Origin of the sequence: Streptomyces sp. NPDC026589, from assembly GCF_040638385.1 — a bacterium.
Classification (GTDB): Bacteria; Actinomycetota; Actinomycetes; order Streptomycetales; family Streptomycetaceae; genus Streptomyces.
Genome location: NZ_JBEZYG010000011.1, coordinates 238,287 through 251,703 on the forward strand (window position 1 = coordinate 238,287; position 13,417 = coordinate 251,703).

General features: G+C 72.1%; 15 protein-coding genes. 11 read left to right on the top strand and 4 right to left on the bottom strand.

Annotation, left to right across the window (positions count from 1 at the left end):
* Positions 1-8 precede the first annotated feature (8 nt).
* Genes AB0F29_RS20805 through AB0F29_RS20820 form a run of 4 tightly spaced genes read left to right on the top strand, consistent with a single transcriptional unit; the run spans position 9 to position 4,757 of the window.
* Complete coding sequence (locus tag AB0F29_RS20805; RefSeq protein ID WP_361874010.1) at positions 9-2,012, top strand: asparagine synthase-related protein; 2,004 nt, start codon at positions 9-11, stop codon at positions 2,010-2,012.
* 18 nt (positions 2,013-2,030) lie between these two features.
* Positions 2,031-2,282 carry a lasso peptide biosynthesis PqqD family chaperone gene (locus tag AB0F29_RS20810; RefSeq protein WP_361874012.1) on the top strand — a complete coding sequence of 84 codons (252 nt, stop codon included), beginning with the start codon at positions 2,031-2,033 and terminating at the stop codon, positions 2,280-2,282.
* Positions 2,279-2,752, top strand: a complete 474-nt coding sequence (locus AB0F29_RS20815) for a lasso peptide biosynthesis B2 protein (RefSeq protein ID WP_361874014.1) — start codon at positions 2,279-2,281, stop codon at positions 2,750-2,752. The genes AB0F29_RS20810 and AB0F29_RS20815 overlap by 4 nt, the downstream gene beginning before the upstream one ends.
* Entirely contained in the window at positions 2,703-4,757 is a 2,055-nt protein-coding gene (locus tag AB0F29_RS20820; protein WP_361874015.1) for an ABC transporter transmembrane domain-containing protein, read from the top strand. Before AB0F29_RS20815 ends, AB0F29_RS20820 begins: the two co-directional genes overlap by 50 nt.
* A 4-nt stretch (positions 4,758-4,761) precedes the next feature.
* Here AB0F29_RS20820 and AB0F29_RS20825 read toward each other — a convergent pair whose 3' ends face one another.
* Together AB0F29_RS20825 and AB0F29_RS20830 are read right to left on the bottom strand one after the other, a co-directional pair.
* On the bottom strand, positions 4,762-5,349 hold the full coding sequence (locus AB0F29_RS20825; RefSeq protein ID WP_361874017.1) for a Uma2 family endonuclease: 588 nt from the start codon (positions 5,347-5,349) through the stop codon (positions 4,762-4,764).
* Between the two features lie 56 nt (positions 5,350-5,405).
* Positions 5,406-6,329, bottom strand: a complete 924-nt coding sequence (locus AB0F29_RS20830; RefSeq protein WP_361874019.1) for a hypothetical protein — start codon at positions 6,327-6,329, stop codon at positions 5,406-5,408.
* 264 nt (positions 6,330-6,593) lie between these two features.
* Between AB0F29_RS20830 and AB0F29_RS20835 the strand changes: the two genes are divergently transcribed.
* The 4 genes from AB0F29_RS20835 to AB0F29_RS20850 all read left to right on the top strand — a co-directional run bounded on the left by AB0F29_RS20835 (position 6,594) and on the right by AB0F29_RS20850 (position 9,957).
* Entirely contained in the window at positions 6,594-7,403 is an 810-nt protein-coding gene (locus AB0F29_RS20835) for a hypothetical protein (protein WP_361874020.1), read from the top strand.
* 117 nt (positions 7,404-7,520) lie between these two features.
* Positions 7,521-8,021 (top strand): SigE family RNA polymerase sigma factor, encoded by a 501-nt coding sequence (locus tag AB0F29_RS20840; RefSeq protein ID WP_361874022.1) that lies wholly within the window; start codon positions 7,521-7,523, stop codon positions 8,019-8,021.
* The gene (locus AB0F29_RS20845; protein ID WP_361874024.1) at positions 8,014-8,517 is read left to right on the top strand and encodes a hypothetical protein; all 504 of its coding nucleotides are present in this window, start codon (positions 8,014-8,016) and stop codon (positions 8,515-8,517) included. Before AB0F29_RS20840 ends, AB0F29_RS20845 begins: the two co-directional genes overlap by 8 nt.
* 165 nt (positions 8,518-8,682) lie before the next feature.
* Entirely contained in the window at positions 8,683-9,957 is a 1,275-nt protein-coding gene (locus AB0F29_RS20850; RefSeq protein ID WP_361874026.1) for a mannosyltransferase family protein, read from the top strand.
* Here the strand turns inward: AB0F29_RS20850 and AB0F29_RS20855 are convergent.
* Positions 9,875-10,864, bottom strand: coding sequence for an NAD(P)-binding domain-containing protein (locus AB0F29_RS20855; protein ID WP_361874027.1), 990 nt, complete (start codon positions 10,862-10,864; stop codon positions 9,875-9,877). The genes AB0F29_RS20850 and AB0F29_RS20855 overlap by 83 nt on opposite strands.
* 148 nt (positions 10,865-11,012) lie before the next feature.
* Between AB0F29_RS20855 and AB0F29_RS20860 the strand changes: the two genes are divergently transcribed.
* Positions 11,013-11,339: a helix-turn-helix domain-containing protein gene (locus tag AB0F29_RS20860; protein WP_007456995.1), complete on the top strand. Its 327-nt coding sequence runs from the start codon at positions 11,013-11,015 to the stop codon at positions 11,337-11,339.
* A gap of 49 nt (positions 11,340-11,388) precedes the next feature.
* Here the strand turns inward: AB0F29_RS20860 and AB0F29_RS20865 are convergent, their stop codons facing one another.
* Entirely contained in the window at positions 11,389-11,775 is a 387-nt protein-coding gene (locus AB0F29_RS20865; RefSeq protein WP_361874029.1) for a cupin domain-containing protein, read from the bottom strand.
* A 70-nt stretch (positions 11,776-11,845) separates the two neighbouring features.
* Between AB0F29_RS20865 and AB0F29_RS20870 the strand changes: the two genes are divergently transcribed.
* Both AB0F29_RS20870 and AB0F29_RS20875 read left to right on the top strand, forming a co-directional pair.
* Positions 11,846-12,796 (top strand): helix-turn-helix domain-containing protein, encoded by a 951-nt coding sequence (locus AB0F29_RS20870; RefSeq protein WP_361874031.1) that lies wholly within the window; start codon positions 11,846-11,848, stop codon positions 12,794-12,796.
* A gap of 202 nt (positions 12,797-12,998) precedes the next feature.
* Positions 12,999-13,415 (top strand): hypothetical protein, encoded by a 417-nt coding sequence (locus AB0F29_RS20875; protein WP_361874032.1) that lies wholly within the window; start codon positions 12,999-13,001, stop codon positions 13,413-13,415.
* The last annotated feature ends 2 nt before the right edge of the window (positions 13,416-13,417 follow it).

The window sequence follows — 13,417 nt, forward strand, 5'->3', positions numbered from 1 at the left end:
AGGTGAACATGCCCGGCCACCCGCGTGACTACTTCGTCGTCCTGCCGGACAGTGCGGCGGGAGCGGCGGTGGCCGGGCAACTCCCCCCGGGCACGGGTCACCCCCCGGGCACGGTCCTCTCCTCGGGTGCGGGCTTTCGCGCCGGTACGGGCGCCACGGGCGGGACGCCGGTCGTCGCCCACGCTTCGGGGCGGCCCTGGATCGTCGCCCGCCCGCTGGTCCGCGAGGTGAGCCACCTCCGCCGGGGCGACGACGCCCTCGTGCTCATCGGCCCGGACCGGGTCCCCGAGGCCGTGCTAGCCGGTCTCCTGGGGGGCGCCCGCGACCGGGCGGGCCTGGAACGCCGCCTCGCCCGACTGCCCGGCCTCCACCACGTGGTCGCCCGGCTCTCCGGCGAGACCTGGATCCGGGGCACCGCCTCCGGGCTGCGCCGGGTCTACCACGCCCGGCACCCGGAGGCCGGAACCATCGCCTCCGACCGTCCCGCCGTCCTCGCGCACCTGATCGGCGCACCCCTGGACGACGGTGCGCTGGCCCTGCGCATGCTCGACTTCCTGCCGCACCCGCTGAGCCGCCGCGTCGTGTGGCGGGGCGTGTACGAGACCGGCGCCGGGTACGGCCTGGCCCTGCCCGTCGCAGCACCGGGCACGGCCGCCGTCCCGGGCCCCACGGAGCACCGCTGGTGGGAGCCGCCGCCCGCCGAACTCTCCCTGGCCGAGGGGGCCCGAAGACTCGGTGACGCCGTCGCCGCCTCCGTACGGGCCCATGTCGGCGGCCTGGACCGGATCAGCTGCGAGCTGTCCGGCGGCCTGGACTCCACCGCGCTCACGTTCGCCGCCCGTGCGACCGGGCCCGCCGAACTGTCCCTCCTCACCGTGGCCGCCCGGGACCGCTACAGCGAGGACGAGACCTGGGCGCGGCGGGCCGTGCAGGCGGCCGGGGGGAGCGGGGCGGCGGCCGGGGGGAGCACGGGCACCGCGTCCACCGCCCTGGACCACCGGATCATCCCCGCCGATGACGTCCCCTACTTCTACGCCGATCTCGCCTCCTGCGCCGAAGAGTTGAACGACGAACCGCTCCCCGTCGCCCCCGGCCGGGCCCGCGCGCACCTCCTGCTCGGCCGCGCCCACGCCACCGGATCGCGCTACCACCTCACCGGCTACGGCGGCGACGAACTCTTCCTCGGTCTGCCCCACGCCTACCAGGACCTCTTCCACGGCAACCCGTTCACCGCCTGGAGTCACCTCGGCGGCCTGCGCCACCAGCTCGGCTGGCCGCTCCTGCCCACGGTGCGGGCCCTGCTGAACCGCTCCACGTTCCCCCGTTGGCTCGCCGGGGCGGTCACCGCCGAACCCCAGCCGGTCGCCCGGACCCCGCTGCTCTCCTGGGGCGTACGGCAGTCGCTGCGGCCCTGGTTCACCGACCACGCGAACTCCCTGATCACCGAGGAGTTCCGGGCCGCCGCCGAGCACGCCGAGCCGATCGACCCCTGGCGCGGACGGCACGTCGACATCGACGCCGTGCGGATGGGGGCCCGGCACTTCCAGGCGATGGAGGACGTCGGCATGACGATCGGGCTGCCGGTGGCCGCGCCGTTCTACGACGACCGCGTCCTGGAGGCGACCCTTGCCGTCCGCCTGCCGGAGCGGATCAGTCCCTGGCGCTACAAACCGCTGCTCGTCGAGGCGATGCGCGGCGTGGTCCCGGACGCGCTCCTGACCCGGACCACGAAGGACCACATGTCCTCCGACGAATACCAGGGCCTGCGCGAACACGCCCCGGAACTGGCCGCTCTGTGGACCGGCTCCCGGCTGGCGGAACGCGGTCTGGTCGACTCCCGCCGTCTGCTCCGGCTCGCCGCCGAACCCTTCTCACCGGTCCTGGTCGAGCACTCCATCAGCTCCACCGTGGCCGGGGAGACCTGGCTCCGCACGGCCGAGGACGCCTGGCCGGCCCCTCGGACACATACGGCATCGCCGGCATCGCCGGCATCGCCGACATCGCCCATCTGACCACCAGCGAGGCATCCGATGAAGCTCAGAAAAGGCATCGCCGTCACGACCACCGAGTACGGCGGCGTCCTCCTCGACGAGAAAGACGGCAGCTACTGGCAGGTGAACGACACCGGCGTCGTCATCGTCGACACTCTCGCCTCGGGGCACACCCCCGAGATCGCCGTGGAGCGGATCCTCGCCGACTTCGACGTCGAGCGGGCCGAAGCGGAGGCGGACGTGGCGGAGCTGACCCGGCAGCTGGTCGAGGCGAGGATCCTGCACCCATGACCACCGAGATGACGATGCCGCGCCGGGGCGCGGGAGCGGGCGGGTTACGGCTGCGCACGGCCATCGCCGCCGCGTTCGTCCTGGCCCGCCTCAAGCCTGGGCGGCTGCGCCGGGTGCTGGCCGGGTGCGCCCGGGGTGCGCGCCCGGCCTCGTACGCGGAGACGCTGGAGGTGTGGGAGGCGGTCGTCACCACCAGCCGCCGCTGCGCGGGCCGTTACGGCTGTCTGCCCCGCTCGGTCGCCGTCGCCCTGGCCTGCCGGATGTCCGGTGTCTGGCCCGACTGGTGCGCGGGGGTGCGGGCGGCTCCGCCGTTCTCCCCGCATGCTTGGGTGCAGGCGGGGGGCCGTACGGTCGGCGAGCAGGCGGAACCGGCGGATCTGCGTCCCTTGATGGTGGTGACGGCAGACGGAGGGGATCCGGGTGAGCACGGTGACGGGGACGACGGAGGCGGACGAGGGCCGCGGGCCTGAGGGGAGGCCGGACGGGGCGCAGTCGGCTGGGGAGCAACCCGCAGGGGATCAGCCCGCGGGGAAGGGGCCTGCGGGGGAGGGGCCTGCGGGGGAGCAACCCGCCGGGGAGCATCTTGCGGGGAAGGGGCCCGCCAGGGAGCGGCCCGCGGGGATGGAGCCTGCCGGGAAGCAGCCTGCCGGGAAGCAGCCTGCCGGGAAGCAGCCCGCCGGAGAGCGGCCCGCGCGGGATGCGGCGGAGGGGCCCGCCCAGGGCGAGCCGGGTGCGGGCCCGTCTCCTCTCCGGCTCCTCCTCTCCCGGGTCCGTCCGCACCGGGGCGTCCTCGTCCGCGCGGGTCTGCTCTCGCTCGCCGGTTCCGGGGCGGGCCTCGCCATGCCGCTGATGGCGAAGCACGCGGTCGACGCGTTCGCCGCGGACCGCTCGCCCGCGGGACCGCTTATCGTGCTGACCGCGCTCGTGCTGGCGGGAGCCTGCCTCTCCGCGTACGGGCGCTATCTCATGTCCCGTACGGGAGAAGGCGTCGTCCTCCGCGCACGCGATCAACTCGTGGGCCGCATCATGCGGTTGAAGGTCCCGGCGGTGGACCGGCTGACCCCTGGCGACCTCCAGTCACGCGTGACCAGCGACACGACCCTCCTGCGGACGGTTCTCTCCAGCGGCCTGGTCGAGTCGTTCAACAGCGTGCTGATGCTGCTGGGGACGATCGGCTTCATGGCGTACATGGACCTGACGCTGCTCGGCGTGACGCTGGTGGTGATCGTCGGCATCGGAGCCGTGACCTCGCTGCTGATGCCGCGCATCCAGCGGGCCCAGCTCCGCGCCCAGGAGGCCGTGGGCGCGATGGGCGCGGCACTGGACCGGGTGCTCCAGGCGTTCCGCACGGTCAAGGCGAGCGGGGCGGAGGAGCGGGAGACGGCGGCCGTCGCGGAGGCCGCCCGGCACGCGCACGACCGGGGCGTCTCGGTGGCGCGGTGGTCGTCGGTCTCCGACGTCACCATGGCGATGTCGATCCAGCTGGCGTTCCTGGCGGTGCTGGGCGTGGGCGGCGCACGGGTCGCGTCCGGCTCGCTGGAGATCTCGTCGCTGATCGCGTTCCTGCTCTACCTCTTCTACCTGATGGGCCCGATCGGCGGCCTGGTCGAGGGCTGGACGGGCTTGCAGAGCGGGCTCGCGGCGGTCCGCAGGATCGACGAGGTCGAGTCGCTGCCCGGCGAACCGGCCGCCGGTCCCGGAGCCGTAGCCGTACGGCAGGAGATCCCCGCGACTCCGCTCGGCGTCACGTTCCAGGACGTGACGTTCGGGTACGGCGACGAGCGGGCCCCCGTCCACAAGGGGGTGACGTTCGACGTCCCGACCGGCGGACTCGTCGCGCTGGTGGGCCCGTCAGGGGCGGGCAAGTCGACGGTGTTCAGCCTGCTGGAACGCTTCTACGACCACGACGGCGGCACGATCACGGTCGCCGGCCGGGACATCCGCGACTGGCCCCTGGCCGAGCTGCGGGGCTCGCTGGCGTATGTGGAACAGGACGCGCCGGTCCTGGCCGGAACGCTGCGGGAGAACCTCCTCTTCGCCGCCCCGGACGCCGAGGAGAAGGAGGTGGTCCAGGCAGTGGCCCGCACCCGCCTGGACAGCCTGGTCGACCGGCTGCCGGAGGGCCTGGACACGGCGGTGGGCCACCGCGGCGTCACCCTCTCCGGCGGCGAACGCCAGCGGATAGCCATCGCCCGGGCCCTGCTGCGCCGCCCCCGTCTGCTGCTGCTCGACGAGGTGACCTCGCAGCTGGACGCGGTCAACGAGCAGGCGCTGCGCGACGTGATCCTCGAACTGGCGGAGCACACAACGGTGTTGGTCATCGCGCACCGTCTCTCCACCGTCCGGCACGCGGACCGCATCGTGGTCCTGGAGGACGGCCGGGTCCGCACGGCGGGCACGCACGAGGAGCTGATCGCCGGGGACGACCTGTACCGCGAGCTGGCGACCACCCAGCTCGCGGCCGAGGTGCGGTGAGGCTTCAGCGGGCGTAGTCCTTGAGCTCCTCGGTGTCCAGGGTGATGTCGACGGGGCCGGGGAGGGGGACGGCGTCGCCGTAGTCGTACGAGTGCTGCTGCCGGTAGCGGCCCTTGACGGGCTCGCTGTGGACGACGAGGGTGCCCGACTCGCGGTCGATCAAGAGGTACACCGGGATGTCCGCTGCCGCGTAGCCGTGAGGCTTTTCGCTACGGTCACGACGGTCGGTGTCGTAGTCGTAGGAGGTCACTTCCACCGTCATCAGAACACCCTTGGCGGGCGCCCACTCCCCCTGCCCGGCGAAGTGCCGACGGGGGGCGAGAGCGCCGTCGGGGCGGGCCCGGCCCTGCCGGTACGCCTCCACCATCAGCCCCTGTTCGGGGTGCAGGTCGAGTTCGGGGCGATGTTGCATGCACTGACGCAGCAGCCACATGAAGATGGTTCCGTGGTCCCCGTCCGGCACTGGCTTGACCTCCAGCTTTCCGTTGATGAGCTCAAGCGTCACGGTCTCGGGGGACGTACGGGCGAGCTGCTCGAACTCCTCGACGGACAGCTGGGCGTGCGGGACGTGATCGGCGGTGCTGGGGGTCATGGCGTCGCCTCCTCCCCTCCATCGTGCCCTGTCCGGTCTGTGGGTGAGCTGCACGGTCATCGGTATGTCCTCTCGGATCGGGGAGTCAGACCCGCCCGGACCGCGTTCATCCGGTCCCGTACGCCGGGCGGCTGCACGGCTCCCGGCGGGCCGACCGGGGGTTGTGGGGACGGACCCCGGCACGGCCGGCAGAGGCCGCCGAGCGGCGCTTCGGGCGCGCCGGGGGCCCCGCACTCACCGCACTCCAGGGTGCGCAGGACCGTACGGGGGCCCGGCAGGACCCGCTCGGGCGGCAGCTTGTCGCGCAGTCGCCGTTCGACGAGGCGGGCGGCGCAGTGGACGGGCGACGGCAGTCCGCCGGTGAGCGCGTGCAGCAGCTCGGCCTCCGTGGCGCCCCGCGCGAACCACTCGCTGACCTGCGGTTCCAGCTGTACGCAGTCGGCGGCGGACAGCGTCAGCGCGGGGGCGGTCCGGCCGAGCGCCGCCAGCAGGATGAACGCCCGCGAGCGGGTCGGCCGCCGGGGTTCGTCCGGCGGGGCGTCACCCCGGGTGTAGGCGTTCCACCAGTCGTCCTCGCGTGCGGTGCGGGAGAAGAAGGTGCGCGTCACCCAGAGCATGACCTCGTCGGTGATCACGCACTCGCTGCCGCGCCGCAGGTGCCCCGCGTCCTGGAGCCGGTTGAGGGTCGTGCCCAGGGCGCACTGGCCGTACGGCAGGTGCTTGGCCAGGGTCTTCACGGAGATGTCGGAGCCGTCGGGCAGCCGGTCGATGTAGGCGGCGACGGCGGCGTCGCGGGGGAGGAGGTGGGCGAAGTCCCGGTCGGTGCGGGGGCGTTCGCCGGGGGCGGAGCGCTTGCCGTAGCCGGGGTTGGCAAGGGGGTGGGGGTTCGCGGAGGGGCTCGCGGGCGGGCTCGCGGCATCGCTCTCGGGCGGGGTCTCGCGCGGGGTGCGGTGGGCATCACTAAACTGGCTGGCAGCCATGGGGATCGTGTCTTTCTGAGTGGATCGATCTTCGGTGGTCAGACCCCTGTCGGTGTTGGAGCACCGGTGGGGGTCGACTTTTTTTGGTCCAGGTCCTCCGCACGCTAGAGCCTGGCGACCGTGTGTCGCAACTCGATCACAAATTGTCAACTTCGTAGCCAGGGTGGGTGGGTGGGACAACTGACCCATCCACCCCATCCTTGTTAAGAGCGCTCGGATCTCACGGCTTGAGCTTCGGGAGGCCGAAGCGGAACGGGGGACGGTATGAAGGACCCAGAGGACGCGAGTGAGGGCGCGGGCGCGGGCGCGGAGCTGACGGCCCGGTTCGCCGCGGAGGTCGACTGGACGAAGGTCGTCGACCTCTACATCCCCCTGCCGGAGGGGCAGTACGGGCCGGACCTGCTGGAGCGGCACTGGTCCCCCGATCTGCTGACGGCCGAAAACGCCCAAGCCATCCTTCACTTCGCGTGCTGCGGCGACGGCAGCTCGGTGTCCCCCGCGGCGCCCGAGGTGCTTCCGTTCCTCGTCGAGGCCGTCAGGGACCCGGCCGTGAAGGTGCGTCCGCAGATCCTGGAGACGCTCGTCGTTCTCGCCCGAGCCGGGAACGCCGCCCGCGCCGCGGAACTCGGCCTGGGGCACGGCGGGCGGTGGCGCACCGCACCAGCCGCCTGGCCCGCCGCCTGGGATCGGGCGGTCGACGCGTTGCTGCCGCTCCTCGCCGACGACGTGGAAGGCGACGAGGACATCCGGGTCGGAGTGGCCGCCGTACTCGCAGGGGCCATCCGCCGGGCGGACGACCTCGTCGACCGCTTCCTGGCCCGGTTCGAGGACGAGCCCGATCTGTCGGTGGCGGAGCAACTCGTGCTGACCGTCGGCGAGCTTGCCCCTCACGCGGTGGAGCGGCGCGAGGACGCCGTCGCGTGGCTGCGGGAGCGGACGACCGACGCCGGGAAGGGCGAGGAGCCGGACATGGACGACGACATCGACGCGTGGCTCGCCTGGATGGACCGGCACGGGCACGATGTCCGGCCGGCCGCGACCGTCGCGCTGCGCAGCGCCCTTCGACCGCAGTGACGCTGTGACGTTGTGACGCTGTGACGACCGTCACCCCCGATTTCTCCTGGGTAGTGTCGACCGGATGACCTGCGGCGGGCGTATACCCGGTGAAGCGAAAGAGTCCGGGAGCAAGTTTTGACCGTCGAGGAGTTCGAAGAGTTCTACGCCCAGGCGGTCGCACGTCTCACGGGCCAGCTGTACGTGATGACCGGCGATCTCCAGGAGGCGCAGGACGTCGTGCAGGAGGCGTTCGTCAAGGCGTGGGTCCGGCGCGGCCGGCTGGACCGCGACGGCAGCCCCGAGGCGTGGATTCGTACGGTCGCCTGGCGGCTGGCGGTGAGCCGTTGGCGCTTCCGGCGGCGTTCGGCGGACGCCTGGAGCCGGGGGAGCGGCGCGCCCGGACACGTGGAGCCGCCGGACCCGGGCCATGTGGTCCTGGTCGACGCGCTCCGGGAACTGCCCCCGCAGCAGCGGCGGACGCTGACCCTGCACTACCTGTGCGACCTCACGGTTGAGCAGATCGCCGGGGAGACCGGGCTTTCCGGCAGCACGATCAAGACGCATCTGGTTCGCGGACGGGCGGCGCTCGCCCACCGTCTGCGGGACCCCCGCATCGAGGAGGCCCCTGATGTCTGACCCGCGGGATCCGTTGCGGTCCCTGTTCCGGGAGGCCGGTGAGTTCGGGCAGGCTCGCTCCGACGCGGACGACGCGTCGAGCATCACGCGACGAGGAATGCGCGCGCAGCGACGCCGGATGGCCCTGGTGGCAGTGGGTGTGTGCCTGGTCGTCGGCGGGGGCGGCGCGGTCGCGGTGAGCCTGCTGCCGGTGCGGCCGCAGCCGGTCGCCCCGGCCACGGACCCGTCGCCCAGCTATCCGTCACCCGTACCGTCGGACCGGCTGTCGACGCAGCCGCCGTCCCTGCCGCCGACGCCGAGCACCACGCTGCCGGAGGGCCGGTCCACCGGGCCGGGCGGAGCGCCGACAGGTATGAGTACGAGTACGAGTACGAGTGAGGGCACGGGTACGAGCAGGGAGACGGGTCCGGGTACGACGCGGCTGCCGCCCACGTCCACGCCGTCCACGCCGTCCACGCCGTCGGCGACGACCGATGGGGCGACGTCGATGCCCTGACACCCCGGCTGACGCCGCGCCGCCGTACCCGATAACCCGGGCCCGTCCGGGTCCGCCATGGTCCGCCCGTTTCCGCTTCCTCCCCGCCCCGGCGACCTCACCGGGCGATCCCGTACGCCTCGACGTATCCGCGTATCCGCGAGGCACGCCCGAAAGGTGCCTCAGTTGTCCACGCTCTCCCCCGGGCTGCGGCCTTCCGCCGGCCGCCCCGTACCACCCGAGCCCCGGACGTCCGCGCGCGCCGAACCCCGGACTGCCGCCCCGCCCGAGCCCCGGACGGGGCGGCTCCGCCGGGCGGCGGCCCGCCTGACCCCTGCCGACCGGGCCGTGCTGTGGCTCTACCTCCTGACCCGAATATCCCTGTGGATCACGGTCCACTTCGCCCGCTGGCTGTTCCCGGCCCGCCCCGGCACGCGGGAGGCGACGCCCGTACTCGCGTCCTTCCAGCGGTGGGACGCGAACCACTACCTCCACATAGCGCGCGACGGCTACTTCCCGGCGGGCGCTGGCCCGTGGACGAGCGGCTGGGACAACCGGGAGGCGTTCTTCCCGGGCTATCCCTTCCTGCTCCGTGCCGTGCACACGGTGGTGCCGGACTGGACGGCGGCCGGGCTGCTGATCTCGTTCGTCGCGGGGGCGGTGGCCGTACTGGCCCTGGCCCGTATCGCGCGGGCGTATCTGCCGGAGGACGCGGCGGGCCGCCGTACGGCTGTTCTCTTCCTGCTCTCGCCCTGCGCGGTGTTCCTGGCCGCCGGCTACACGGAGGCGCTGTTCCTCGCGTTCGCCCTGCCCGCCTGGCTCGCCGCCGTGCGGCACCGCTGGGCGCTCGCCGCCGTGCTGACGGCCCTGGCGACGACGGTGCGCGTCAGCGGCCTGTTCCTCGCCGCCGCCATCGCCCTGCTCTTCGTGCTGACCGCCCGGGAGAAGCGGGACCGGCGGAGCTGGCGAGCCGCCGGCTGGATGCTGCTCCCGGCGCTGCCCCCGGCCGCGTACAGCTGGTACCTGCACGCGCGGACCGGCGACTGGATGGCCTGGAAGCACGCGCAGGAACGCGGGTGGTACCGGACGTTCCACACCCCGTGGGAGGCGTGGTCGAACACGTGGGACGGGGCGTTCAGCCACACGCAGACGACCGGCTACGCGCTCATGTTCCAGGCCGAACTCGTGGCGATGCTGGTGGGGCTCGCACTGGTGGCCGTGCTCCTGTACCGCCGTCGCTGGCCCGAGGCGCTGTACGTGGCCCTCAGCCTCTGGGCCCTGGGCACCTCGTACTGGTACACGTCGATCCCGCGCGCGACGCTGCTGTGGTGGCCGCTGTGGATCGGCCTGGCGGCGCTGAGCCTGCGGAGACCGTGGTTCAGGACGGCGTACCTGAGCGTGGCCGCGCCGGTGACGACGCTCGTCGCGCTGACGTTCCTGACGGGGAGGTGGGCGGGGTGAGCGCGTCCCGACGGGGCTCCTTGAGGATCTCCGTCAGCGCCGCGATGCTCTGCGTCCCGTAACCGGCCTCCACCGCCCTCTCCAGCAGCTCGTGGAACGGCTTGTGCCACTCCACGTCGAGGCCCGCCTCCTTCCCGAGCTCCGCGTCGTGCGCGGCCCCGGCCACGAAGACGTTCACCGACGACAGCGGTTCGCTGTAGTCGCCGCTGTCGATCTCCCGGGCCAGCACGGGCAGCACCGAAGCGATCATCTGCAACCACTGTTCGCTGAACCGCACCATCGAAGCCGCCTCCAGGCCACGTGCCCGCAGCGCCGCCGCCCCCTGGAAGAAGCCGACGAGGGCGGGCAGCAGCGTGCCGCCCACCGCCATTTCGTACAGAGCGGCGAGGTCCGGGTCGGCACCGAGATACACGGTGTCCCCCCCCAGTACCCGCAGCACCGGTTCGTGGGCGGTGAAGACAGTGCCATCGCCGCTGTAGTAGAGGAGCGTGTCCTCGGCGCCCACCGCCGGCGGTACGTTCTTGATCGCGCCGCCGAGGTAGCGTGCGCCGTGCCCGCGCGCCCACTCCGCCGTGCGGCGGGCACCGGCCGGAGACCCACTGTTGAGGGTCACGAGGTCCCGGCCCTTCAGCGCGGTGGCCGCCGGCTCCAGGGCCTCGATGGTGTCCTCGTACGTCGTCAGACAGGTGATCACGAGCGGGCTCGCCGCGACGGCCTCCGCCACGGTCTCCGGATGCGCGGCGCCCTGGGCGACGAGCGGGGCAGCCCGTGACGCGGTTCTGTTCCACACCGTGGTCGGGTGCCCCGCCGCTATGAAGGCCGCCGCCAGTGCGCTTCCCATCGCGCCCAGGCCGATGACGGTCACGGGGGTCTGGTGCTGGTGTTGTTGCTGGTTGCGCGTGGACATTTGCCGCTCCTGTTACGGGAGTTGGAGGGTGGGCACGGAAGGCCCGTTGGTCCGGGCTCCGGTGATCTCCATGCTGTGACGGCACGATAGATTGCACAAGTACCGACAATTTTGTTCGGTACCCACACTCTTGTCAGTGGGAGAGGTCATGCCGAAGTACACCTGCGGATTCGACGCCGCCATCGCCGTCATGGGCGGAAAATGGAAAGGGCTGATCCTCTTCTGGCTCGGTGAGGAAGAGCGGTTGCGCTTCGGGGAGTTGCGGCGGACGGTCGCCGGAATCAGCGAGCGGATGCTGACGCTGCAACTGCGCGAGCTGGAGGCGGCCGGGCTCGTCCACCGCGAGGTGCACGAGCAGGTGCCGCCCAAGGTGGAGTACTCGCTGACCGACTTCGGCCGCTCACTCGTCGCCGCGCTGATGCCGCTCGGGGAGTGGGGCGAGGAGCACATGGAGCGCCTCGAAGACCTGCCGTGACCGGCTGCGGCAAGCACTCAAGCACTCAAGTACTTACGCCTCCAGGCACTCAGCCTTCGGGGTAGAAGACGAAGAGCGTGCAGCCCGACGCCGTCTGGGGGATGTGCCAGGAGCCGGCGGGAGCGTGAATGAACGAGCCTGCCGGATAGTCCCGTTGACCGTCGTTGAAGACACCGGAGACAACGAAAACCTCTTCCGGCCCCGGTTCGTGCACGTCGATGCCCTCCCAGCACGTGTGCGGATCCATCTCCAGCAGTTGGGCCTTCGCGCCGTTCCCGCCGCTCCATAGGGGGCGCACGCGGATGCCGGGGAAGATCTCATGCGCGGGCGCGTCGTGCACGGCGGACCAGACGTAGCCGGGCAGCTGTCCCCCCGCCCGCGCCGAAGTGTCCTCTGCCTGCGTCGTCTGTGCCGTTCGTGGCTTCTGCTTCGTCATGGGGCAAGCCTTGTCGACCGCCCACGCCCCGCCCAGTGTCTCGATTGACGTTCTCCGGTACTTTCCTGCCATGCACCGTGTAGCGGCACTCGTCCACGCACCTCAGTCGACCTTCGAACTCGCCTGTGCCGCCGAAGTGTTCGGCATCACACGACGCGAGCTGCCCACCCGTTACACCTTCGGCGTATGCACCGAGAACCCCGGCCCTGTCGCCACGCGCGCCGGATACGACATGCTCGTCATGGAGGGCCTTGACGCCCTGGACCGGGCGGCCACCGTGATCGTCCCCGGCTGGCTGCCCACCGACGAACCCCCGTCGCCCGCTGTCGTACGGGCTCTGCGCCGTGCGCACGAGCGGGGCGCACGCGTGGTCAGCATCTGCTCCGGCGCCTTCGCCCTGGCCCACGCCGGTCTGCTCGACGGCCGCTCGGCGACCACCCATTGGGCGCTGGCGGACGAGTTCGCCGCGCGCTTCCCGGCCGTCCGCCTCGATCCGGACGTGCTGTACGTGGACCACGGCGACGTCGCCACGAGCGCGGGCGCCGGGGCCGGGGTCGATCTGTGCCTGCACCTGGTACGGGCCGACCAGGGCGCCGAGTACGCCGCGCACGTCTCCCGGAACATGGTCATGCCGCCGCACCGCGAAGGGGGGCAACTCCAGTACGCCGCGCCGCCCCACCCCTCCCAGGTCGACGGCTCGCTAGCGCCACTCGTCGAGTGGGCGACGGGCCGCCTCCACGAACCGCTGGCCGTCGAGGACCTGGCCGCACACGCCGGTTGCTCCGCTCGCACCCTGGCCCGTCGCTTCACCGAGCAGCTCGGCACCAGCCCGGGGCGGTGGCTGCTCGCACAGCGGATCGTCGCGGCCCGGGAGCTGTTGGAGTCCTCCGATCTCCCGGTGGACACCGTCGCCCGCCGCGTCGGGCTCTCCTCGGCCACCAACCTCCGCAGACGTTTCCTCGACGCCCTGGGCACGACACCGGGCGCCTACCGCCGGGCGTTCCGGGCGGAGCCGAGATGACAGCCCCCCCCAGGACGCCACCGGCTCGCCGCTGTCGTGGTGGCCGCACCGGTGTCGATGCTGGGTCGCGCTGACGTTCCCGGCGGGGAGGTGGGCGGGGTGAGCTCGTGCCATCCGTGGCATCCGTGCCGATGGCCTTGTCCGGTGCGTCCAGGCGCCTCCAGGAGGCCGTCCCCCGACCCTCAGCCAGTAGTCTGATGCGATGGTCGACGTGGGGGTAGGCGAGCTGCGGCGAAGCCGCGAGCGGCTCGCGAAACAGGGAGACGCCGCCGAGCAGGCAGGGGACGGCGCGATCAGCGGGTTGCTGCTCTTCTATGCTGCCGAGTGCGGGTTGAAGGCCGAGGTGTTGCGCTGGATCCTGCAGCGTGAGGACACGTCTGCGCTACCCAGTGACCTGCGATCCCACAATCTGCGCCGACTGGCCAAGGCGTTGAATCTTCAGGACCCCACCCCCGGACAAGACCCACTGCGGTGTCGTCGGCACAAGGACAGCACGTGGATCGAGAGCCATCAGCTGCATGAGGCATGGCGCTATGGTGCAGAACTGTGCGTGGATGATCAGAAAGCTGCGCTGGAAGCCTTGAAGTCGCTGGTGAAGGACGCCAGGAAAGGATCTTGAGC

Coding starts and splice junctions, on each gene's coding strand:
- AB0F29_RS20805 (WP_361874010.1), top strand. CDS start 9: ATGCCCGGCCACCCGCGTGACTACTTCGTCGTCCTGCCGGACAGTGCG.
- AB0F29_RS20810 (WP_361874012.1), top strand. CDS start 2,031: ATGAAGCTCAGAAAAGGCATCGCCGTCACGACCACCGAGTACGGCGGC.
- AB0F29_RS20815 (WP_361874014.1), top strand. CDS start 2,279: ATGACCACCGAGATGACGATGCCGCGCCGGGGCGCGGGAGCGGGCGGG.
- AB0F29_RS20825 (WP_361874017.1), bottom strand. CDS start 5,349: ATGACCCCCAGCACCGCCGATCACGTCCCGCACGCCCAGCTGTCCGTC.
- AB0F29_RS20830 (WP_361874019.1), bottom strand. CDS start 6,329: ATGGCTGCCAGCCAGTTTAGTGATGCCCACCGCACCCCGCGCGAGACC.
- AB0F29_RS20835 (WP_361874020.1), top strand. CDS start 6,594: ATGAAGGACCCAGAGGACGCGAGTGAGGGCGCGGGCGCGGGCGCGGAG.
- AB0F29_RS20845 (WP_361874024.1), top strand. CDS start 8,014: ATGTCTGACCCGCGGGATCCGTTGCGGTCCCTGTTCCGGGAGGCCGGT.
- AB0F29_RS20855 (WP_361874027.1), bottom strand. CDS start 10,864: ATGTCCACGCGCAACCAGCAACAACACCAGCACCAGACCCCCGTGACC.
- AB0F29_RS20860 (WP_007456995.1), top strand. CDS start 11,013: ATGCCGAAGTACACCTGCGGATTCGACGCCGCCATCGCCGTCATGGGC.
- AB0F29_RS20865 (WP_361874029.1), bottom strand. CDS start 11,775: ATGACGAAGCAGAAGCCACGAACGGCACAGACGACGCAGGCAGAGGAC.
- AB0F29_RS20870 (WP_361874031.1), top strand. CDS start 11,846: ATGCACCGTGTAGCGGCACTCGTCCACGCACCTCAGTCGACCTTCGAA.
- AB0F29_RS20875 (WP_361874032.1), top strand. CDS start 12,999: ATGGTCGACGTGGGGGTAGGCGAGCTGCGGCGAAGCCGCGAGCGGCTC.